Here is a 21,895-nt window from a genome sequence, read left to right on the forward strand (position 1 = left end):
TCTTTTTATCCTTTATGTTCAGAAGCTTGTTGCAGGGTAGGGCACTCTCCTAACGTTCGGGTGGTACGCCTCAGTGCGATCACACAATAACAGACCGAATCCCGGAGAACGCCATGACTGCCAAGTATTCCCTCGTGAGATTGACCGCCATTGCCCTGCCGTTGACCGCTGCGGTGGGGATGAGCTCGGTCGCTCAGGCCGAGGACTGGACCCCGAGCCGCTCCATCGAGTTCATTGCCCCCGCCAATCCCGGCGGCGGCTGGGACACCCTAGTGCGCACCACCTCGCGGGTCATTCAGGAGGAGGGCCTGGCCGACCAGAACTTTGCCGCCATCAACGTGCCCGGCGGCGGCGGTGCCGTGGCCTGGGCGCAGATCGCTCGCGACAGCGGCAACCCGCACAAGCTCTTCGCCACCAGTCCGCCGATGATCCTGGTGCCGCTGGCCGGCGCCTCGCGCTTTGACCACAACGATTTCACCCCGGTGGCACGGCTGATCACCGACTACTCCATCGTGCTGGTGCGCGATGACGCCGAGTATGCGGATCTCAACGCGCTGTTCGCCGCCGTCGAGGCCAATCCGCAGTTGAGCATCGGCGGCGGCAGCGCGCCGGGCTCCATGGACCATATCTCCATCGCCGGCCTGGCCTCGGCCGCCGGCCTCGATGCCGCCGGGGTCAACTACATTCCCTTCTCGGGCGGCGGCGAGGCCATGACCAACCTGATGGGCGGCCACGTCGAGGCGGTGATCACCGGCGCTGGTGAGGCCTCCGGCCAGCTCGGCGAGGGCAGCGAGCTGCGCGCTCTGGGCGTTTCTTCGCCCGAGCGGCTGGGCGGTGTGCTGGCCGATATTCCTACCTATCAGGAGCAGGGCATCGACTACACCTTCGACATCTGGCGCGGCGTCATGGGGGCGCCTGACATGCCCGCCGAGGCTGTCGCCTACTACGAGGCGCTGTTTGCCGAGATGCTTGAGACCGACGGCTGGCAGCAGGCGCGCGACCAGCTGGGCTGGCTGGATGCCTATCAGGACAGCGAGGCATTCGGCGTCTTTCTGGACGAGCAGCAGGCCCAGTTCAGCGAGGTGCTGACCGAGCTTGGCCTGATCGGCCAGTAAGGCCAGTGCGAGCGCTGCCCGCATGATCCGCGTGAGTCCCGGCCTGGCCCGGGGCTCGTGCCCTTCCTGACCAAGACACTTGAGCCGCAGGGCGCTGCCCTGTCGTCGGCTCGGGGTGGACTGACATGAAACGACTCAACGTCAATCAGTGCCTGGCTCTGATCATCGCGCTGTTCGCGATCGGGTATCTGGTGGTGGCCTTCCAGATCCCGACGTTTCCGCTGCCGCGGCCTATCGATTCCGATCTCTTTCCCAAGGTGCTGGGGTTCACGCTGTTGCTGCTGGCGGGACTGCTGTTCCTGGAAACGCCCCAGGCCCAGGACATTCCCGACCAGCCCGATCCGCAGGCCATGGCACAGCCTCTGTTGCTGCGACCCTGGTCGCGGGTGGTGATCACATCGCTGGCGATCATCGCCTACGCCCTGCTGATGGTCCCGGTTGGCTTCGTGGTGGCTTCGAGCGTGCTCGCCTTCGGGCTTGCCTGGTATTACGGCTATCGGCGACATGGCGTGAATCTGGCGACCTCGCTTGGCGTGGTGCTCGCCCTCTATCTGACCATGACACGCATCATGGACGTCTACCTGCCCACGGGCATCCTGCCGATCTGATGGCCCCAGACCGGATCGGCCAGCGAGAGAGAATCTGCTCATGGAAGCGTTCAACAATCTGATGTATGGCTTCGGCATCGCGCTGGAGCCCATGAATATCGCCTATGTCTTCGGCGGCGTCTTCGCCGGCACCATCATCGGCATGTTGCCGGGCCTGGGACCGATCAGCGCCCTGGCACTGATGATTCCGGTGACCTTCGCCATGGAGCCCTCATCGGGGCTGATCCTGATGGCCGGCGTCTACTATGGCGCCATCTTCGGCGGCTCCAGCTCCTCGATCCTGCTCAACGCCCCCGGGGTGGCCGGTACGGTGGCCACCTCCTTCGACGGCTACCCCATGGCCAAGCAGGGCATGGCCGGCAAGGCCCTGGCCATCGCCGCCTATGCCTCCTTCATCGGTGGCACCATCTCCATCGTCTTTCTGATGCTGGTGGCGCCGCTGCTCTCCCGCGTTGCCGTGGCCTTCGGTCCCACCGAATACTTCGCCCTGATGGTGCTGGGCCTGACCGCGGTGGTGTCGCTTTCCGACAAGTCGCTGGTCAAGGGCCTGATCGCCGCCGTGGTGGGGGTGATGATCTCGATCATCGGCATCGACCTGCAGACCGGCACCGTGCGCTTCGCCTTCGGCACCACCCACCTGCTCGACGGCATCGACTTCCTGGTGGTAGCGCTGGGGATCTTCGCCCTGGCCGAGGTCTTCTACATCCTGCTGCGCGGTGGCAGCAAGGAGCCACCGCGTAACGCCATTGGCTCACTCAAGCTGTCGCGCCAGGAGGCGGGAGACATCGCCGGCCCCATTGGCCGCAGCTCGGTGCTGGGCTTCTTTACCGGCGTGTTGCCCGGTGCCGGCGCCACTATCGGCTCCTTTCTCGGCTACAGCATGGAGAAACGCATCGCCAAGGACGGTGACAGCTTCGGTAAGGGCAATATCAAGGGCGTGGCGGCACCCGAAGCGGCCAACAACGCCGCCTGTACCGGCTCCTTCGTGCCGTTGCTGACGCTGGGCGTGCCCGGTTCCGGTACCACGGCGGTGCTGCTGGGGGCGCTGCTGGTGATGGGGATCACCCCCGGTCCGGCGATGCTGGCCGATCGTCCCGATGTCTTCTGGGGTGTGATTGCCAGCATGTACATCGGCAATATCATGCTGCTGGTGCTCAACCTGCCGCTGATTCCCTACATCGCCAAGATTCTGGAGATGCCGCGGCCCCTTCTGCTGTCGCTGATCCTGATCTTCTGCATGGTCGGCGTCTATGGCATGGGGTTCAGCGTCATCGACCTGGTCTATCTGCTGGGCTTCGGCCTGCTGGGCCTGGGGATGCGGCTGTTCGGCTTCCCGGCGGCGCCGCTGATCCTGGCGCTGATCCTGGGGGCGATCATGGAGGAGTCCATGCGCCGGGCCCTGCAGATCTCCGGCGGCGACTGGATGGTGTTCATCGACAAGCCGATCTCCATGTGGCTGCTGATCATTGCGGCCCTGTCGCTGATCCTCCCGCTGATCAAGCCGCTGCTGAGCAAGCTGCGTACCAGAAGCGGCTAGGAGCCTGTCGGACTTAACGCTGATCTGCTGCGAAACCCGAGCTTTCGGCCAATTTCATTCGATCTGATTCGTTAAATAGCGCGCTATTCGCCTCATCAGATCGATAAACTTGTCTCGAAATCCGTGTTCCTCGCAACGATCGGTCAAACCCGACAGGCTCCTAGGGGAGGCGAGTAGGCCCTGGACGATACCCGATGACAGCGGGGATGCCGAGAGATCGGCATCCCCGCCGTCGTTTGGGCTCCACCGCTCTTGCCCGATGCGCCAGCCTGCACCCTGGTGGTGCGAGATGGCAGTGCAGGCTGTTGCAGAGTGCACGCGGGTGGTCGGGAACCCTGCACGCTGGCGGTGCGGTGGCCCCGGGTGGTCGCCGGTGAGGTTTTCTAAGTGTATGAAAATAAGTAGGTAAACCGGGATGCGGCCGGGATGGCTTGCCTCTTGCAAAAGCTGATGGCTGACACTCGCACCCTGACCTTGGCGCGGTGCCATGCCAAGCCAATGAGTCCTTCCCACAAGAAGACGCAAGGAGATTCATGTGAACGCATCCCGATCCAAGACCCTGCGGCTGCGCCCCCTCGCCACGGCGCTGCTCACCACGTCCCTGCTGGGCGCCAGCGGCCAGGCCCTCGCCGATGATGACCCCATCAAGGTGGGCATTCTGCACTCGCTCTCGGGCACGATGGCGATCAGCGAGACGGTGCTCAAGGACACCGTCGAGATGCTGATCGCACAGCAGAACGAGCAAGGCGGTCTGCTGGGGCGTCCGCTCGAGGCGGTGGTGGTCGATCCGGCCTCCAACTGGCCGCTGTTCGCCGAGCGAGCCCGCGAGCTCCTCGCCCAGCACGACGTCGACGTGGTCTTCGGCAACTGGACATCGGTGTCGCGGAAGGCGGTGTTGCCGGTGTTCGAGGAGCTTAACGGCCTGCTCTTCTATCCGGTGCAGTATGAGGGGGAGGAATCCTCCGAGAACGTCTTCTACACCGGCGCGGCGCCCAACCAGCAGTCGATTCCCGCAGTCAACTATCTGCATGACCAGGTGGGTGTCGAGCGTTGGGTGCTGGCGGGCACCGACTATGTGTTCCCGCGTACCACCAACCGCATCCTCGAGGCCTATCTCAAGGATGAGTTCGGGGTGGCCGACGAGGACATCATGGTCAACTACACCCCCTTCGGGCACTCCGACTGGCAGAACATCGTCTCGGACATCCGCCGCTTTGGCAGCGAAGGGAAGAAGACCGCGGTGGTCTCCACCATCAACGGCGATGCCAACGTACCCTTCTATAGCGAGCTGGCCAACCAGGGCGTTGATGCCGCCGATATCCCGGTGGTCGCCTTCTCGGTGGGCGAGCAGGAGCTCACGGGTATCGACACCGCCCCGCTGGTCGGTCACCTGGCTGCCTGGAACTACTTCATGAGCGTCGATACTGACGTCAACTACGACTTCATCGACGCCTGGATCGAGTGGATCGGCGACGAAGAGGCGGTCACCAACGACCCGATGGAGGCCCACTACATTGGCTTCAACATGTGGGCCGAAGCAGTGCGCAAGGCCGGCACCACCGATGTGGACGCTATCAAGGACGCCATTATCGGCGTGACGGTACCCAACCTCACCGGCGGCTATGCAGCGATGATGCCCAACCACCACATCACCAAGCCGGTGCTGATCGGTGAAATCCAGGACAACGGCCAGTTCGACGTGGTGTGGCAAACGCCCTCCACCGTGGCCGGCGACGCCTGGTCCGACTACCTGCCGGGCTCGCGTGACCTGATTGCCGACTGGCGCGCCCCGATGCGCTGCGGCAACTTCAATGTCGCCACCGGGCGCTGCGGCGGCAGCACCGCCGCCGAGGAGGCCGAAGCCGCCCTCGCCGAGTAACCCCCGCTCCCGGCGTCGCATCAAGCGCAAGGCGCCGGGGCGCACGCCCGCTTTACCCACTTCGTGACTTCCTAATGCAAAGGATGAACCCATGAGGCGTCTCCTTTTATTCTGGCTGCTGGTGCTTCTGGCCGTGCCGCTTGGCGCCCAGGCTCAGCCCTCGGCCGACGACTCGGCGGCCATCGAGCTGCTCGACGCGCTGGACGTCGACAGCTTCTCCGCCAAGGGCGAGGCCATCGAGGCCATCGTCGCAAGCGAGGACGAGCGCGCCCGGGACTGGCTCCAGGCCCTGCTCGACGGTCGCCTGCAGCGTACCGATGACGGCCGCTTCGTGGTGGTGCTGGACAATCGCGGCCGCGAATGGCCGGTCGCAGACGCCTTCACCGGCGAGCCGCTGGGCGAGATGTCGCGCCGCGAGCTGGATCGCATCGGCATCAACAACGCCCTGCGCAACCAGCTGCGCAGCGCCATCGCCGTGGTGGACCTCTACTCGGCTGACTTGACGCTGCGGCGTGCCTCTGCCGAGCGGCTGCTGGGTGAAGTGGACGCCGAGCTGGCCGGTCCTCTGGCCGAGCTGATCGAGGACGAGGAGGATGCCCGGGTGCGCCGCCGCCTGACCCAGGCGCTCGCCATCTACCGCCTGGAGCAGGGCGAGGTGGATGCTGTGGCCGACCTGGAGGGCAGTCTGCACTCCCGGGTCCGGGTCGCCCTCAACCGGGCGACGGCAGGCGACGACCCGGTGCTGGCCGACGCCGCCCGCAACGCCCTGAACGGCATCGAGCAGATGCTCAAGGTCAATCGCGCCGCCGAGACCCTCTACTTCGGGCTATCGCTAGGCTCGGTGCTGGTGCTGGCGGCCATTGGCCTGGCCATCACCTTCGGGGTGATGGGGGTGATCAACATGGCCCACGGCGAGCTGATCATGCTCGGGGCCTACACCACCTGGATGATGCAGCAGCTGCTGCCCGGCCAGCCGGGGCTGGCGCTCATCCTGTCGATACCCGCGGGGTTCATGGTCGCGGCGCTGGCCGGCATCGCCATCGAACGCGGCGTGATCCAATTCCTCAAGGGGCGCCCCTTGGAGACCCTGCTGGCCACCTTCGGCGTCAGCCTGATCCTGCAACAGCTGGTACGTACGGTAATCTCTCCGCAGAACCGCACCGTGATCACCCCAGAGTGGATGAGCGGCTCTCTGGTGGTCAACGATGCGCTGTCGCTGACCCTGAATCGCATGGTTGTGCTGGGCTTTACCCTGGTGGTGTTCGCCGCCCTGATGCTTATCATGCGCCGTACCCGCCTGGGTCTCGAGGTGCGTGCCGTGACCCAGAACCGTGCCATGGCCCGCTCCATGGGCATCCGTGCGACCCGGGTCGATATCCTTACCTTCGCCCTGGGCTCCGGCGTGGCGGGGCTGGCCGGGGTGGCGCTGTCGCAGCTCACCAACGTGGGCCCCAACCTGGGTCAGAACTACATCATCGACTCCTTCATGGTGGTGGTGTTTGGCGGCGTCGGCAATCTCTGGGGCACCTTGGTGGCCGGTCTCTCGCTGGGTGTCATCAACCAAGTGCTGGAGCCCTGGGCGGGCGCCGTGCTGGCCAAGATCATCGTGCTCGTCTTCATCATCCTGTTCATACAGAAGCGCCCCCGCGGACTCTTTCCGCAGAAGGGCCGGGCGGCGGAGGGCTAACTGATGCATTCCACACACTTCTGGCTGACGCGCCCCTTCTGCGAGCGCTCGACGCAGCTGTTCCTCGGCGTGCTGCTGGCGGCCATGACCCTGGTAACGGTGTTACATCTGGCCGTGCCTCAGGGCCATCCGCTCCATGTCAACGCCTATACCGTCAATCTCTTCGGCAAGTACCTGAGCTATGCCCTGCTGGCGGTGGCAGTGGACCTGGTGTGGGGCTATCTGGGCATCCTGAGCCTCGGCCATGGCGCGTTTTTCGCCCTCGGCGGCTACGCCATGGGCATGTACCTGATGCGCCAGATCGGCGACCGCGGTGTCTACGGACATCCGGAGCTGCCGGATTTCATGGTGTTCCTCAACTGGGACGCGCTGCCCTGGTACTGGACCGGCTTCGATATGGCCTGGTTCGCCTTTCTCATGGTACTCCTGGCACCCGGCCTGCTGGCGCTGGTGTTCGGCTTCCTGGCGTTTCGCTCACGGGTTACCGGCGTCTATCTGTCGATCATCACCCAGGCGCTGACCTTTGCCCTGATGCTGGCCTTCTTCCGTAACGAGATGGGGTTTGGCGGCAACAATGGCCTGACCGACTTTCGCGATATTCTTGGTTTCAATCTGAGAAGCGATGCCACTCGGCTGGGGTTGTTTATCGCTACCGGGGTGGCATTGGCGCTGGGCTATGTGCTGTGCCGGGCCATCGTCGGCAGCAAACTGGGCCGGGTCTGCGTGGCGACCCGTGATGCCGAGGCGCGCACCCGCTTCCTCGGCTATCGGGTGGAGCGATTCCAGCTGTTCGTCTTCGTGGTGTCAGCGATGCTGGCGGGGGTGGCCGGCGCCCTCTACGTGCCCCAGGTAGGCATCATCAATCCCAGTGAGTTCTCGCCGATCTTCTCCATCGAGATCGTGCTCTGGGTGGCCCTGGGAGGCCGGGCGACCCTCTACGGGGCGGTGATCGGCGCCATCCTGGTCAACTACGCCAAGACGGTCTTCACCGGGGTGATGCCCGACGCCTGGCTGTTCGCCTTGGGGGGGATGTTCGTGCTGGTCACGGTCTTCCTGCCTCGGGGCATCGCCGGTCTGCTCCACTATCGCCGGCGCCGTGAGGATGACGGCGTGGAATCCACCACTGGCAGGGAGGTATCGGCATGAGCCTGATCAAGTCGTTTGCCGATCGGGACCGGGTGTTCGATTTCCTGGTGCCGGCGGCCTCACCGGTGGACGTGCGCCATGGCCCCATCCTCTACTTGGAAGATGTGACGGTCAGCTTCGATGGCTTCAAGGCCATCGACAACCTCAACCTCACCGTCGACGACGGCGAGCTGCGCTGCATCATCGGCCCCAATGGGGCCGGTAAGACCACCATGATGGATATCATCACCGGCAAGACCCGGCCCGACCGGGGCCAGGTGTGGTTCGGCAGCCGCCATGACCTGCTGACCCTGAACGAGCCGGAGATCGCCAGTCTCGGCATCGGCCGCAAGTTCCAGAAGCCCACGGTCTTCGAGGCGCTCAGCGTGTTCGAGAACCTGGAGCTGGCCATGGCCGCCGACAAGCGCATCCTGCCCACCCTGACTGCCGGTATGAGCGGCGAAATACGTGATCGTATCGATGAGGTGCTCGTGACCATTGGCCTCACCGCGCTGCGAAGCCGGTCGGCGGGGATCCTCTCCCACGGCCAAAAGCAGTGGCTGGAGATCGGCATGCTGCTGATGCAGCGTCCCAGGCTGTTGCTCGTCGATGAGCCGGTGGCCGGTATGACAGAACAGGAGATGGAGCGGACCGCGGAGCTGCTGACAGGCCTTGCCGGCAAGCAGTCCGTCGTTGTCGTCGAGCACGATATGGGCTTTGTGCGCTCCATCGCCCGCCAGGTGACGGTGCTCCATCAGGGCAGCGTGCTGGCCGAGGGCACCATGGATCAGGTGGCCAGCGACCCGAGGGTGATCGAGGTCTATCTGGGGGCCGAGGCCGATGAGGAGGTGGCGTGATGCTGAGTATCGACAAGCTCAATCAGTACTACGGCGAAAGCCACACCCTCTGGGACCTGGACCTCGAGGTGCCGGCGGGGGAGTGCACCTGCGTGATGGGCCGCAACGGGGTGGGCAAGACCACCCTGATGAAGGCGATCATGGGCGAGGTGAGGGTGGCCTCTGGCAGCATCCGCTACGCCGACGACGTGGAGCTGACCAAGCGGCGCGTGGAGGCGCGCTCGCGGCTGGGCATCGGCTATGTGCCTCAGGGGCGACAGATCTTCCCGCTGCTTACCGTGGAGGAGAATCTGCGCACGGGGCTTGCCGCCCGGGGCGACGGCCGCAGGACGATTCCGGCGCGCATCTATGAGCTCTTCCCGGTGCTTCAGGAGATGAAGCACCGCCGCGGCGGCGATCTTTCCGGGGGGCAGCAGCAGCAGTTGGCCATCGGCCGGGCGCTGGTGATCGAGCCGCGCCTGCTGATCCTCGACGAGCCGGGAGAGGGCATTCAGCCCAATATCGTCACCCAGATCGGTGAGGTAATCCGTCGGCTGATCGCCGAGGACGGCCTCACCGTGCTGCTGGTGGAGCAGAAGCTGCCCTTCGCTTGCCGCTATGCCGATCGCTTCGTGATCATGGACCGGGGACGGCCGGTGGCGAAAGGCGAGATCTCCGAGCTCTCGGATGCCCTGATCAGGGAGCATCTGACAGTCTAGGTCATGCTGTACCGCGCCTCCTGTGGCGGCAGGGTGCGTGCACCTATATGGGCAGTCTGCACGCCCCAGTGCACTTATGGGGTGCGTGGGGAGCCCTGACTGTGCACCGTGGCGGGGCGTCGGAGCGACGCAGTGCAGCTGGGTGTTGATTCAAGTTGCTGAATATAAGTAGAAAAAAAAATCCTTGCCCGTTCTGGTACGTCCCTTGCTCTTCTTGGATAGATACCCTGAAGCACGAGCCGCCCATGACCGCGATTGAGACAGCCCCGGATGCCAGCCCGTTGACGGACTCCGGCCATCGCTTCGATGACGGGCGTCGCTGGCACGCTTCTCTCGAGCTTGGCTTCGAGGCGCGGGATGGAGTCACGAGGTTGGCGAGGGCGCGCCACCAGGGGCCGCTGCGGGTCCAGCGCCCCTTTTACCCGGAGGGTCGCCTGGGCGCCTGCCACCTTTACCTGCTCCATCCGCCGGGGGGCCTGGTCAGCGGCGATGCCCTGACCATCTCGGCGCGGGTCGAGGCGGGCGCCCAGGCGCTGCTCACCACGCCGGCGGCCAACAAGCTCTATCGCGCCGACAGCCACGGAGTGGCCTGGCGCCAGGCCACCGACCTCGCGGTCGACGATGGCGGCACCCTGGAGTGGCTGCCCCAGGAGACCATCGCCTTCGACGGCTCCCGGGGAGAGCAGGCCACCACCCTGGCGCTTTCCGGCGCCGCCCGCTGCCTGGGCTGGGAGGTGCTGGCCCTGGGGCGCCCGGCAAGCGAGCTGCCCTATCGCTCCGGTCGCCTCGAGCAGCGCTTTCGCCTCACCCGCGACGGCAGGTCCCTGTGGCTGGAGCGCCAGCCGCTGGACCCGGCCCACCCGCGCTTCATGGGGCGCTGGGGGCAGGGGGGCGCCAGCGTCCAGGCGACTCTCTGGGCGGTGGGGCTGAACGACGAGCCCGAGGCCATCGAGGCGCTGCGCTCGTCGCTCCCCGCCTCGCCCCGCTGGGCGGTGACCGTGCGCCACGGCGTGTTGCTGCTGCGCTACCTGGGCGATGAGCGCCGGGAGGCCTGGTCGCTCTGCGAGGCCGCCTGGCGGGTGCTGCGCCCGCGGCTGCTGGGCCTCGAGGCCCAGATCCCGCGGATCTGGCTGACCTGATTCCCCACCTTCACCGACGAGAGGACGCCATGGAACTGACCCCCCGCGACAAGGACAAACTGATGCTCTTTCTGGCGGCTCAGCTGGCCGAGCGACGCCGCGCACGCGGTCTGAAGCTCAACTACCCCGAGGCGGTGGCGCTGATCAGCTTCGAGATCATGGAGGGCGCCCGGGACGGGCGCAGCGTGGCCGAGCTGATGAGCTACGGTCGCGAGATCCTCGGCCGCGACGACGTCATGGAGGGGGTGGCCGAGATGGTCGACGAGGTGCAGGTGGAGGCCACCTTCCCGGACGGCACCAAGCTGGTCACCGTTCATAGTCCGATTGTCTAAAACTGGCTGCAGGAGGGAGCAACGCCATGATTCCCGGTGAGTATCAGTTGCAGGACGGTGAGATCGCGCTGTGTGAAGGGCGCGAACGGATCACCGTCGAGGTGGCCAATACCGGCGACCGGCCGATCCAGGTCGGCTCCCACTACCATTTCGCCGAGACCAACCCGGCGCTGGTCTTCGACCGCGACAAGTCCCGCGGCCATCGCCTCGACGTGGCCGCCGGCACGGCGATCCGCTTCGAGCCGGGCCAGACCCGCGAGGTGGTCCTGATCCCCTTTGCGGGGGAGCGGGAGATCTACGGCTTCCGCGGCAAGGTGATGGGTGCGCTGGAAGGAGGCAAGTCATGAAGATCTCGAGACAGGCCTATGCCGATATGTACGGCCCCACGGTGGGCGACCGGGTGCGCCTGGGCGACACCGAGCTGTGGATCGAGGTGGAGCGAGACGCCACCCACTACGGCGAGGAGGTGAAGTTCGGCGGCGGCAAGGTAATCCGCGACGGCATGGGCCAGAGTCAGCGCGACGACGACAGCGTGATGGACAGCGTGATCACCAACGCCCTGATCCTCGACTGGTGGGGCATCGTCAAGGCGGACGTCGGGATCCAGGCCGGGCGGATCAGTGCCATCGGCAAGGCCGGCAACCCCGATACCCAGCCCGACGTGGAGATCGTCATCGGCCCCGGCACCGAAGTCATCGCCGGCGAAGGCATGATCCTCACCGCCGGCGGCATCGACGCCCATATCCACTTCATCTGCCCCCAGCAGGTGGAGGAGGCGCTGGCCAGCGGCATCACCACCATGCTGGGCGGCGGCACCGGGCCCGCCACCGGCTCCAAGGCCACCACCTGCACCCCGGGCGAGTGGCATATCGGCCGCATGCTCCAGGCGGTGGATGAACTGCCCATGAATATCGGCCTGCTGGGCAAGGGCAACGCCAGCCTGCCCGAGGGCCTGGCGGCCCAGCTCGAGGCCGGCGCCATGGGCCTCAAGCTCCACGAGGACTGGGGCACCACCCCGGCCTCCATCGACAATTGTCTCTCGGTGGCCGAGCGGTACGACGTCCAGATCGCCATCCACACCGACACCCTGAACGAGTCGGGCTTCGTGGAGGACACCCTGGCGGCGTTCAAGGAGCGCGGCATTCACACCTACCACACCGAGGGGGCCGGGGGCGGCCACGCGCCGGACATCCTCACCGCCTGTGCCAAGCCCTATGTGCTGCCGTCCTCCACCAACCCGACCCGGCCCTACACGGTCAACACCATCGACGAGCATCTCGACATGCTGATGGTGTGCCATCACCTGGACCCCAACATCCCCGAGGATGTGGCCTTCGCCGATTCGCGCATCCGCCGCGAGACCATCGCCGCCGAGGACATCCTCCAGGATCTCGGCGTGATCTCCATGATCGCCTCGGACTCACAGGCCATGGGTCGGGTGGGGGAGGTGGTCTGCCGCACCTGGCAGACCGCCCACAAGATGAAGGTGCAGCGGGGCCTGTTGCCAGAGGACCAGGCGCTCGGCGCCGACAACTTCCGCGCCCGGCGCTACATCGCCAAGTACACCATCAACCCGGCCATCACCCACGGCATCGGCCACGAGGTGGGCTCCATCGAGGTGGGCAAGCTCGCCGACCTGGTGCTCTGGAGCCCGGCCTTCTTCGGCGTCAAGCCGGCGCTGATCCTCAAGGGGGGCATGATCGCCATGGCCCCCATGGGCGACCCCAACGCCTCGATCCCCACGCCCCAGCCGGTCCACTACCGGCCGATGTTCGGCGCCCTGGGGCGGGCGGCCAGCGAGACCCGGATCAGCTTCGTCAGCCAGGCGGCTCTGGATGCGGGGATCCAGGAGCGGCTGGGCCTCGCCAGCCGGCTGGTAGCGTGCAAGAACGTGCGCGGCGTCAGGAAAGGGGATATGAAGCTCAACGACGCCTGCCCCGAGCTCAGCGTCGACCCCCAGACCTACGAGGTGCGCTGCGATGGGGAGCTCTTGACCTGCGAGCCGGCCACCGAGCTGCCGCTGGCCCAGCGCTATCATCTGTTCTGATGCCTTCGAGGATGGCGCCATGCTCGGAACCCCGCGCTCGCCACGCCACGCGCCCGAAACCCTGGCATTCCGGTCGGACTCCCGCGGTCGGAAAGACGGCACATCCCTGTGCCGGCTTTCCTCGATCTTCTTCCCTGAAGATCGACCGCGTCGTCTCGACCGTACTGCCAGCGGTCGCGCGAGGTGGCTCGACGGGGTCCGACCTGTCGCCTGCTCGGCTCCGAGCCTGAATTCAACGAGACGATGCTAATGCTGAAACTGACCGAACGCCTGGGTCCCATCGCGGCGGACCAGGCCAGCGATACCCTGACGCTGCCCTATGAACTGCGTATTCGCGGCCGCCTCAAGGCGACCAGCGACGCCGGCCGCGACCTCGGGCTCTTCCTCGACCGCGGCCCGGTGCTGCGTGACGGCGAGGGGCTGGGCGCCGAGAGCGGCGAGATCGTGCGGGTAAGGGCGGCTGACGAGCCGGTGGTCACCGCGCGCATCGCCGCCGGCCTGCCCCTGGCGCGGCTCGCCTACCACCTCGGCAACCGCCATGTGCAGCTGGCGCTGGGTGAGGACGAGAAGGGGGGATACGTGCGCTTTCCGCCGGACCATGTGCTGGAGGAGCTGGCGGCGTTGCTCGGCGCCACCCTGGAGCACCACCAGGCCCCCTTCGACCCGGAGCCCGGCGCCTACCAGCAGCTGGGCGGACGCTCTCATAGCCATGGCCACGGGCACTCCCACAGCCATTCACACGGGCATGCCCATGAACACGAGCACGAGCATGAGCATGGCCACCCCCAGGCCCACTGAGCCGGCGTCTCCGGTGGAGGGGGCGCCGGGCGACGACCTGGCGCTGCTGGGCCTGCTGCAGCTGGTCAGTCCGGCACTGCCCATCGGCGCCTTCGCCTTCTCCCAGGGGCTCGAGAGCGCCTTCGAGCTGGGCTGGGTGACCGACGAGGCGAGCCTCGGCGACTGGCTCGAAGGCGTGCTCGAGGATGGCCTGACCCGCTGCGACCTGCCGGCGCTTGCGCGCCTGCACGCCGCCTGGTCGGAAGGCGACGGCGAGGCGGTGGCCGAGTGGGACGCCTGGCTGGCCGCTAACCGCGAGACGGCGGAACTCGCCGCCGAGGATGCGCGGCTCGGGGCCTCGCTCAAGCGGCTGCTGGGCAGCCTGGCGCTGCTGCCCCCTGATGTTTCAAGTCATGGGCCCGAGCTCCCGGAAGGGGCGGGCTATGTGACGCTGTTTGCCTGGGCGGCCCGGGCGCGCGGCATACCGGTGCGCCAGGCGCTGCTCGGCTTCGCCTGGGCCTGGCTGGAGAACCAGCTGGCGGTGGCCTGCAAGGCGCTGCCGCTGGGCCACACCGCCGCCCAGCGAATCGTCGAGCGGCTGCGCCCGGCGCTGGTCGCCGCGGTGGACGAGGCGCTGACGCTGGACGATCACGAACTCGGCCCGGCGCTGCCCGGCCTGGCGCTGGCCAGTGCGCTGCACGAGACACAGTATTCGCGGTTGTTTCGGAGTTGACCGATGGCGTTGCCCTGGCCAGCTCGCTGCGCTCACCACGCCACGCGTCCGAAACCCTGGCGCCTCGACCGGTCTCCTGCGGCCGGAAAGACGGCACTTCCCTGTGCCGGCTTTCCTCGATCTTCTTCCCTGAAGATCGACCGCGTCGCCTCGGCCGAGTCGCCAGCGGCCGCGCGAGGTGGATTCGGCAGCGACTGGCCTGGCATTGCAAACCTGACAGAGCCGCCCTGCGGCCAAGGAGAGACAAGATGACCCATTGTTTACGCATCGGCGTCGGCGGCCCGGTGGGCTCCGGCAAGACGGCGCTGCTCAAGCAGCTCTGCCTGGCCCTGCGCGACCACTACGATATCGCCGTGGTTACCAACGACATCTACACCCGGGAGGACGCCGACTTCCTGCTGCGCCACGAGGCGCTCGGCGCGGATCGCATCCTCGGCGTGGAGACCGGCGGCTGCCCCCACACCGCCATTCGCGAGGACGCCTCCATGAACCTCGCCGCCATCGACGAGCTCCAAGGGCGCCACCCCAACCTCGAGCTGGTGCTGGTGGAGTCCGGCGGCGACAACCTCTCGGCCACCTTCAGCCCCGAGCTCTCCGACCTGACCCTCTACGTGATCGACGTCTCCGCCGGCGACAAGATCCCCCGCAAGGGCGGCCCCGGCATCACCAAGTCGGACCTCTTGATCATCAACAAGATCGATATCGCCGAGCAGGTGCATGCGTCTCTCGAGGTGATGGAGCGCGACTCGAAGACGATGCGCGGCGAGCGCCCCTTCGTCTTCACCAACCTCTACGACGGCGTCGGTCTCGAGACCATCATCCAGTTCATTCTCGAACGCGGCATGCTGCCGGAGCGCCGACCAGAGGCCCGGACGGCAAGCGCCTGAACCAACGCATCGCCTACGACTTGGCAAGGAGATCGCCCTCATGACCTATCCGCAAACCACCGCTTCTCGCGCCGCCCTGGCCGCATTCGCCGCCGCCCCGGTCCTGCTGCTGCTGGCCGGCACGGCCCTGGCCCACCCGGGCCATCACCACCATGAGGGCGGCTTCGCCGCCGGCCTCGCCCACCCGCTGCTGGGGCTCGACCACCTGCTGGCGATGCTCGCCGTGGGACTCTGGAGCCTGCGCCAGTCCCGCGCCCTGAGCCTGGGCGCCCCGCTGCTGGCCGCGGCCGGCATGCTGCTCGGCGCCGGTTTCGCCTGGGGTGGGGTGATGCTGCCCGGCGTCGAGTTCGGTATCGCCATGAGCGTGCTGCTGGCCGGCGTGCTGATCGCGGCCCTGGTCAGCGTGCCCACCGTCGTCGGCGCCGGGGTGATCGTGCTCTTTATGCTCTTCCACGGCCACGCCCATGGCAGCGAGATGCCCCACGGGGCTTCCCAGCTCGCCTACCTGGCCGGTTTCACCCTGGCCACCCTGGCCATCACCCTCGCCGGGCGCCTGGGGGGCGGCTGGCTGATGGCCCGCCAGAGCCGCCTGCTGCGGGGCCTGGGGGTCGCCATCGCCACCGCCGGGGCCTTCTTCGCCCTGGGCTGATGCCGGCCGGTGTTTCCACTCGGAGCGCCCGGCCTCGGCCGGGCGCTTCGCGAACGGGCCCGCTTGACGATCCTTGGGACTCTCCACCTAGTCCACGTGGGTGACGGCTTCCCGGCGCGGGTCCACGTACCAGGGCAGTCCGCGGCGCGCATTGTGCTCCAGCTCGGCGATCACCTGGGCGCCGAGCAGCAGGATGATGGCGCCTACCTCCAGGCTCAATAGCACCACGATCAGGGTGGCCAGCGAGCCATACACCACGTTCACGAACGACAGGTTCACGAAGTAGAAGACCAGCAGCAGGCGCACCCCTTCCCACAGCAGGGCGGCCACGAAACCGCCCACCACGGCGCGCCGCAGGGCGATATGCACGACCGGCAGCACCTTGTAGATGGCGCTGAACAGCAGGAAGACCCCGATGAAGCTGAACAGGTTGAGGGCCGGCTCGGAGAGGCCGGCCAGCGGCATCGTCTGGTCGAAGAGCGCTAGCCAGAGGGTGTTGATGGCGTCGGCTAGGGTCGCCAGCAGGGTCAGGGCCAGCAGCCCCGTGCCCAGCACCAGCATGAAGGCGTAGGGAAGCAGCACCGAGACCCAGACGCTGCGCCCGGCGTGATGGGTATCGGGGGCGTGAAAGATGATCGCCAGGGCGTCTTCGAGCATGCGAAACACGAAGGAGCTGAAGAGCAGCAGCACCAGGATGCCGAACAGGCCAATCACGTCGCGGGAGTCGAGCAGGGTGCGCACCGCCTCCATCAGCACCTCGGCATGGGCTGGCGCCAGGTGCACCACCTGGACCGCGAGCACGTCAAAGAGCAGCTGCTCGTCGACCACCTGGGTCAGCAGTACGGTCAGCAGGGCAAACAACGGGACGATGGAGAGCAGCACGTTATAGCCAACGCCGCCCGCCAGTAAGATGCCGCGATTGCGCAGAAAGGCGGCCAGTACCCGCCACAGGAAACGCAGCACCCGCGGCAGCAGGGTGAAGAGAGCATGGCGCGTGGCGGGTAGGCGGGATCGCGTCATCACCGAGCCTTAGGAGACGATTCCCCTTCATAGTCGAGGGGGCCGCGGTGATCGTCAACTGCCATGTCTGCGATGCCCTGCCGGTTGGTAGTGGATCGGCAAGCCCCTTGCTAGGATGCAGTTGACAGTGTGTCGGCCAAAGCTACATCAACAGTGATGCCGTGTCTCACTCGGCATCCAGAAGCGTCTCCACCAGCCTATGCAGCCGTTGTTGGAACTGTCCGCCAGGAGAGGGAGGCAGCGGGTCGGAGGTGATCGCGATTGTCAGTGCCCGCTCGGGAATCACGTACAGCGCCTGGCCCCCAAAGCCGCGCCCGTAGTAGGCGGTGATGCCGGCCAATTGGGTCACGAACCAGCCATAGCCGTAGCCGTCCTGGGTCCAGGGGGAGGTGCCCCGGGCTGTCCACGAGGCCTCGACCCAGCCCTCGGGCAAGATACGGCTGCCGTTGTGCACGCCGTCGTTTCGGTAGAGCTCGCCGAGCTGGATCAGTGCTCGCGGCGACAGTTGCATATCGTTGCCGCCAAAATAGATCCCCTGGGGATCGCGAGGCCAGGCGGGGATGGCGATATCCAACGCCTCGCCCAGCAGCCGCCGGGCCAGGCTGAGGGTGCTCTCCCCGCTGGCTTGGGTCAAGGCGGCCGACAGTAGGTGGCTCGAGCCCGTGGAGTAGAGCATGCGCCCGCCGGGGCGGTCGACGAAGGGGCGCGACAGCGCATCGGCCACCCAGTTGCCACTCGCGACCCAGGCGCCGTAGTTGGCACCCGAGGTGCGCTCCAGGCCTGCCTGCAGGGAGAGCAGATGCCCGACCGTGATCTCGCCGACCCTGGGGTCGGCGTCGCTGGGCACCAGGTTGCCCAGCAGCTCAACCACCGGTTGCTCGGGACTCTCGATCAGACCCCGTTCGATGGCAGCCCCCACCAGCGCGGCCAGGATCGTCTTTGAGAGCGATTTCACATTGGTTGGCTGCTCGACCCCGGGGCCGCCAAATGAGCGCTCGAGCACGATCTCGCCGGCATCTGCCACCACCAAGGCATGCAGGCGGGGCAGCGCCTCAGCCTGCTCGACCATGCGGGATAGGGCGCTGGCCCGCCGGTCGGACGCGCTAGCGCTATTGGCTGCATTGTCTGCCTGAACATGGTAAGTCGCTGTCAGGGCCAGCATAATGACCAGGTGGCTCAGCCAGCGACGCACAGCGCGAGAGCCTTTCGGTGATCTGGGCATCGGGGTGACTCCGTGTCGGGGCCGCCGTTGCAGCTGCCGGTCTGACCTTCGAGGCAGGCTTGGCATGTCGGGTTCCCGAGTTAAGGTGTCTGGAGCCTCGAATCTCTCCACGCTTGGTCAAGCGCTACAGGCTCCTTGGAAGAGAGGCAGTATGGCCAATGTCGAATCATTCGCCCCGCGAAGGGGACGAAACACGACCCCGGGGCTGCCGTCTGACATGGCCTCGGCCGCCTTCCTGCGCTGCCTGTCGCTGCTGCTTGCCGGCATCCTGCTGGCCGGCTGTGCGGGGCGCGTGATACCGCCCCCGGCGCCCGCCGAGCCGGTCACGATCTATCTGCTCGACCATGGCCGCCATGCCAGTCTGGTGTTGCCGCGCCAGCAGGGCGGGCTGGTGCGCTACAGCTACGGGGAGTGGGCCTGGTACGTGGAAGGGCGCCGGCACCTGTTGGCGGGAGCCTCGGCCCTGCTCTGGCCGACCCCCAGCGGGCTGGGGCGCGGGGTGGATGAACTGGCTACCGGGTCTCACGAACTGGCAAGGCTGGCGCCGGAAGGCATCGAGCGTACCTTTCCACTGCAGGCTGATGCCTGGCGAGTGGTCGGGTTGCAGCGAGGGCTGGATGCGCATTTCCACAAGGCCGGCGTCGAGCCGGTCTATAGTGAGGAGTTTGGCCTCGAGTTCGTGCCTCATCCGCGGGCCTACTGGCTCACCCGTCAATCTAACCTGACCGTCGCCCGATGGCTCAGACGCCTGGGGTTCAGGGTGCAGGGGATTCCCTGGCTCTCCAACTGGCATGTCGATGTCTCGGATGATGAGCATTAAAGGAGAAACGATGCTGGAAGTCTCACAACAGGTAAGGATTGCCGACCATGAGGTCGAGATGGAGGCGGTGCGCGCCCAGGGGGCTGGGGGGCAGAACGTCAATAAGGTGGCGACGGCGATTCACCTGCGCTTCGATGTTCGCGCCTCCAGCCTGCCGGAAGGGATCAAGGAGAAGCTGCTGGCGCTTGGCGACCAGCGCATCACCCGTGACGGCGTGGTGATCATCAAGGCGCAGACCCATCGTACCCAGGAGCGTAACCGGGCAGAGGCGCTGGCCCGGCTCAAGGCCCTGATCAAACGCGTGATGTATGCGCCGAAAAAGCGCATTGCCACCAAGCCGAGCAAGGGCGCCAAGCAGCGCCGCCTGGACAGCAAGAAAAAGCGTGGCCAGCACAAGGCCTTGAGAGGCAAGGTCGATATGTAAGTGAAATGAGGTGGTAGAGGCCGGGCGTATCGAAATGCCCTCGGCGAGCGCAAGCCGCCGCGCGACATAATGCTCCCTTTCCTGATTCGTGATCGCTATGTATGCTGCAATCGATGTCTTCGTAACGCGCGGCCCGTACTGGCCGTCAACCGATTCGCAGCCTTAACCAGAAGGATATGTCGCATGTCGGAGAATCCCAAGAGCCCATTGTTCCAGGATAACCGCGTCAAGGCGCTGGCGGCCGTGGCGGTGGTTGGCGTGGTCTGGGCGATCTTCGCCCAGTCCAGCGCCAGCTCCCACCGCGATCACAGCGAGGCCCTGGAGTCGCAGCTGTCGGCGATGGAGAGCGAGCATCAGGCGCTGGTCAGCCAGCTGGAAGAGCGTGATGAGGCCGGCGAGCAGATCGAGGCCCTGGAGGCCCGTCTGGCCGAGCTGGAAGAGGAGCGCGAGGCGGCGGTGGCGGCCGTTGAAGAAGAGCGCCAAGCGGCCGAAGCTGAGATGGAGGCGCGGCTGACCGAGCTCGAGGAGCAGCGGGCCGAGGCCGCAGCCGCCATGGCCGAGGAGCAGGAGGCCGCCCAAGCCGAGCTGGAGCGTCTCGAAGCCGAGGTGGCCGATACCGAAGCGCGCTTGGCAGAGCTCCAGGATGAACGTGCTGCCCTGGAAGCCGATATCGAGGCCTACCAGGCGGAGAAGGCCGAGGCCGAAGAGGCGCTGGTCGCGCTGCGCGGTGACTACGAGGCAGTGGATCAGGCGCGTAGCGATGCCGAGGACGCGCGCCAGGAGGCCGAGGAGGCGCGTCAGGAAGCCGAGGCGGCGCGCCAGGAGGCCGAAGAGCTGCGTGAGATTGCCATCGATGAGCGCCAGGAGGCTGAGGTCGCCCGAGACCTGGCCGATAATGAGCTGGCAGCGATCGAAGATGCCATCCTGGAGGCGGACGAGCGGCTTGACGCCCTGAACGCCGAGATCACCGAGCGTGAATCCATCCTGGCCGCACTGGAGGATGACATCGAGGCACTGGAGGCCTGGCGTGACGAGGTGGAGCGCGAGGTGGGCGAGGCCCGTGACGAGCGCGACGAGGCCCTGGCGGCGCTCGAGCAGGCCCGGGTCGAGCGTGACGACCTGATGATCGCCATCGGCATCGGCCGCGATGAGCTGGCCGATATCGAGGGGCGCGTCGAGCGTCGTGAAGAGCAGCTCGAGCGGCTGGAAGGTCAGCTTGCCAACTGGCGCAGCGAACTGGCCGACCTGGAGGCGCGCATGGAGGAGGTCGAAGCCGAAACCGAGGCGCAGGAGGCCGACGACTGAGACGCGCTTGCTTGGCGTAGCGATCCACGACGGCGAGCGATGGCTCGCCGTCGTGCGTTCCGGCATCGGTTGCGGGAGGCAGGCGGCGTCGCGTTATACTGGCCGCACATCGCTCCGGTGGGTCGGGGCGTCACCGCGCAGCAGTGCAAGGAGCGAGACGTGATCGAAGGGGTCAAGCATGTCGTTGCCGTAGCATCGGGCAAGGGGGGGGTGGGCAAGTCCACCGTCACCGTCAACCTGGCGCTGGCCATGGCCGCAGAGGGCTACCGGGTCGGCGTGCTCGATGCGGACATCTACGGCCCCAGCCAGGCCCAGATGCTGGGGGTCGCCGAAGGGGTGAAGCCTGAGGCGGCCGGTGAGAACCGCTTTCGTCCGTTGCAGGCTCACGGCATCCAGGCCATGTCCATGGCCTTTCTGGTCGACATTCGCGAGCCCATGGTCTGGCGAGGGCCCATGGTGGCCGGCGCCTTCCAGCAGCTGCTTTCCCAGACCGCCTGGGAGGCGCTGGACGTCCTGTTCATCGACATGCCGCCGGGGACCGGAGATGTCCAGCTGACCCTGGCGCAGAAGGTGCCGGTGAGCGGTGCGGTGATCGTCACCACCCCGCAGGATATCGCCCTGCTGGACGCCCGCAAGGGCATCGAGATGTTCCGCAAGGTGAACGTGCCGGTGCTCGGCGTGGTGGAGAACATGAGCCTGCATGTCTGCTCGCAGTGCGGCCACGCCGAGCCGGTCTTCGGCGAGGGCGGCGGGGAGCGCATCGCCGCCGAGTATGAGACCCGGGTGCTGGGGCGGCTGCCGCTGGCGCTCTCGATCCGGGAACAGGTGGACGGTGGGCAACCCACGGTGGTGGCCGAGCCCGACGGCGAGGTGGCTGCCACCTTCCGCGACATGGCCCGCCAGGTGGCCGAGCAGGTGCAGGGCCAGGCCGACGAGGGGCCCAGTATCTCCTTCAGCGACGAGTGATCAGGGCGACCTCTCGGATCGCCCCGATAGCGGCAATCGCCAGCAGGATGGGCGCAGGCAGTGACGCT

The 21,895-nt window shown here is 66.6% G+C and carries 22 protein-coding genes; 20 read left to right on the forward strand and 2 right to left on the reverse strand.

The genetic code is table 11. The features are described 5' to 3' along the window. Positions 1 to 113: 113 nt before the first annotated feature. From ACZIYR_RS08255 to ACZIYR_RS08330, 16 genes are all read left to right on the forward strand, one after another. On the forward strand, positions 114 to 1,115 hold the full coding sequence (locus ACZIYR_RS08255) for a Bug family tripartite tricarboxylate transporter substrate binding protein (protein WP_483528859.1): 1,002 nt from the start codon (positions 114 to 116) through the stop codon (positions 1,113 to 1,115). Between the two features lie 125 nt (positions 1,116 to 1,240). Next, the gene (locus ACZIYR_RS08260; RefSeq protein WP_483528860.1) at positions 1,241 to 1,723 is read left to right on the forward strand and encodes a tripartite tricarboxylate transporter TctB family protein; all 483 of its coding nucleotides are present in this window, start codon (positions 1,241 to 1,243) and stop codon (positions 1,721 to 1,723) included. A gap of 40 nt (positions 1,724 to 1,763) precedes the next feature. Continuing rightward, on the forward strand, positions 1,764 to 3,260 hold the full coding sequence (locus tag ACZIYR_RS08265) for a tripartite tricarboxylate transporter permease (protein ID WP_483528861.1): 1,497 nt from the start codon (positions 1,764 to 1,766) through the stop codon (positions 3,258 to 3,260). Positions 3,261 to 3,795: 535 nt separating this feature from the next. Continuing rightward, positions 3,796 to 5,139, forward strand: a complete 1,344-nt coding sequence (urtA, locus tag ACZIYR_RS08270) for an urea ABC transporter substrate-binding protein (protein WP_483528862.1) — start codon at positions 3,796 to 3,798, stop codon at positions 5,137 to 5,139. Positions 5,140 to 5,230: 91 nt separating this feature from the next. Continuing rightward, on the forward strand, positions 5,231 to 6,826 hold the full coding sequence (gene urtB, locus ACZIYR_RS08275; RefSeq protein ID WP_483528863.1) for an urea ABC transporter permease subunit UrtB: 1,596 nt from the start codon (positions 5,231 to 5,233) through the stop codon (positions 6,824 to 6,826). 3 nt (positions 6,827 to 6,829) lie between these two features. After that, positions 6,830 to 7,972 carry an urea ABC transporter permease subunit UrtC gene (gene urtC, locus ACZIYR_RS08280; protein WP_483528864.1) on the forward strand — a complete coding sequence of 381 codons (1,143 nt, stop codon included), beginning with the start codon at positions 6,830 to 6,832 and terminating at the stop codon, positions 7,970 to 7,972. Further along, positions 7,969 to 8,808: an urea ABC transporter ATP-binding protein UrtD gene (gene urtD / locus ACZIYR_RS08285; protein WP_483528865.1), complete on the forward strand. Its 840-nt coding sequence runs from the start codon at positions 7,969 to 7,971 to the stop codon at positions 8,806 to 8,808. Before urtC ends, urtD begins: the two co-directional genes overlap by 4 nt. Then, entirely contained in the window at positions 8,808 to 9,506 is a 699-nt protein-coding gene (gene urtE, locus ACZIYR_RS08290; RefSeq protein ID WP_483528866.1) for an urea ABC transporter ATP-binding subunit UrtE, read from the forward strand. Before urtD ends, urtE begins: the two co-directional genes overlap by 1 nt. Before the next feature lie 245 nt (positions 9,507 to 9,751). Beyond that, a complete protein-coding gene (locus tag ACZIYR_RS08295; RefSeq protein ID WP_483528867.1) occupies positions 9,752 to 10,645 on the forward strand; it encodes an urease accessory protein UreD in 894 nt (297 codons plus the stop codon). A gap of 29 nt (positions 10,646 to 10,674) precedes the next feature. Beyond that, on the forward strand, positions 10,675 to 10,977 hold the full coding sequence (locus ACZIYR_RS08300; protein WP_473033317.1) for an urease subunit gamma: 303 nt from the start codon (positions 10,675 to 10,677) through the stop codon (positions 10,975 to 10,977). A gap of 26 nt (positions 10,978 to 11,003) precedes the next feature. Beyond that, positions 11,004 to 11,324, forward strand: coding sequence for an urease subunit beta (locus ACZIYR_RS08305; protein ID WP_483528868.1), 321 nt, complete (start codon positions 11,004 to 11,006; stop codon positions 11,322 to 11,324). Beyond that, positions 11,321 to 13,024 (forward strand): urease subunit alpha, encoded by a 1,704-nt coding sequence (gene ureC / locus ACZIYR_RS08310; protein WP_483528869.1) that lies wholly within the window; start codon positions 11,321 to 11,323, stop codon positions 13,022 to 13,024. Before ACZIYR_RS08305 ends, ureC begins: the two co-directional genes overlap by 4 nt. Before the next feature lie 249 nt (positions 13,025 to 13,273). Continuing rightward, entirely contained in the window at positions 13,274 to 13,822 is a 549-nt protein-coding gene (ureE, locus tag ACZIYR_RS08315) for an urease accessory protein UreE (RefSeq protein WP_483528870.1), read from the forward strand. Further along, the gene (locus tag ACZIYR_RS08320) at positions 13,800 to 14,534 is read left to right on the forward strand and encodes an urease accessory protein UreF (RefSeq protein WP_483529062.1); all 735 of its coding nucleotides are present in this window, start codon (positions 13,800 to 13,802) and stop codon (positions 14,532 to 14,534) included. Before ureE ends, ACZIYR_RS08320 begins: the two co-directional genes overlap by 23 nt. A gap of 248 nt (positions 14,535 to 14,782) precedes the next feature. Beyond that, the gene (gene ureG / locus ACZIYR_RS08325) at positions 14,783 to 15,421 is read left to right on the forward strand and encodes an urease accessory protein UreG (RefSeq protein ID WP_483528871.1); all 639 of its coding nucleotides are present in this window, start codon (positions 14,783 to 14,785) and stop codon (positions 15,419 to 15,421) included. A 40-nt stretch (positions 15,422 to 15,461) separates the two neighbouring features. Next, positions 15,462 to 16,070 carry a HupE/UreJ family protein gene (locus ACZIYR_RS08330; protein ID WP_483528872.1) on the forward strand — a complete coding sequence of 203 codons (609 nt, stop codon included), beginning with the start codon at positions 15,462 to 15,464 and terminating at the stop codon, positions 16,068 to 16,070. A gap of 87 nt (positions 16,071 to 16,157) precedes the next feature. Here ACZIYR_RS08330 and ACZIYR_RS08335 read toward each other — a convergent pair whose 3' ends face one another. Both ACZIYR_RS08335 and ACZIYR_RS08340 read right to left on the reverse strand, forming a co-directional pair. After that, complete coding sequence (locus ACZIYR_RS08335; RefSeq protein ID WP_473033322.1) at positions 16,158 to 17,090, reverse strand: YihY/virulence factor BrkB family protein; 933 nt, start codon at positions 17,088 to 17,090, stop codon at positions 16,158 to 16,160. A 166-nt stretch (positions 17,091 to 17,256) separates the two neighbouring features. Further along, positions 17,257 to 18,159, reverse strand: coding sequence for a serine hydrolase domain-containing protein (locus ACZIYR_RS08340; protein ID WP_473033323.1), 903 nt, complete (start codon positions 18,157 to 18,159; stop codon positions 17,257 to 17,259). A 304-nt stretch (positions 18,160 to 18,463) separates the two neighbouring features. Between ACZIYR_RS08340 and ACZIYR_RS08345 the strand changes: the two genes are divergently transcribed. The 4 genes from ACZIYR_RS08345 (at position 18,464) to apbC (ending at position 21,827) form a co-directional block, all read left to right on the forward strand. Further along, on the forward strand, positions 18,464 to 19,132 hold the full coding sequence (locus ACZIYR_RS08345; protein WP_483528873.1) for a hypothetical protein: 669 nt from the start codon (positions 18,464 to 18,466) through the stop codon (positions 19,130 to 19,132). 10 nt (positions 19,133 to 19,142) lie between these two features. Next, complete coding sequence (arfB, locus tag ACZIYR_RS08350) at positions 19,143 to 19,556, forward strand: alternative ribosome rescue aminoacyl-tRNA hydrolase ArfB (RefSeq protein ID WP_483528874.1); 414 nt, start codon at positions 19,143 to 19,145, stop codon at positions 19,554 to 19,556. 183 nt (positions 19,557 to 19,739) lie between these two features. Continuing rightward, positions 19,740 to 20,861, forward strand: a complete 1,122-nt coding sequence (locus ACZIYR_RS08355; RefSeq protein ID WP_473033325.1) for a hypothetical protein — start codon at positions 19,740 to 19,742, stop codon at positions 20,859 to 20,861. Positions 20,862 to 20,900: 39 nt separating this feature from the next. After that, positions 20,901 to 21,827, forward strand: coding sequence for an iron-sulfur cluster carrier protein ApbC (gene apbC, locus ACZIYR_RS08360; protein ID WP_483528875.1), 927 nt, complete (start codon positions 20,901 to 20,903; stop codon positions 21,825 to 21,827). The last annotated feature ends 68 nt before the right edge of the window (positions 21,828 to 21,895 follow it).

It is taken from the genome of Billgrantia sp. NRB1, assembly GCF_056921725.1.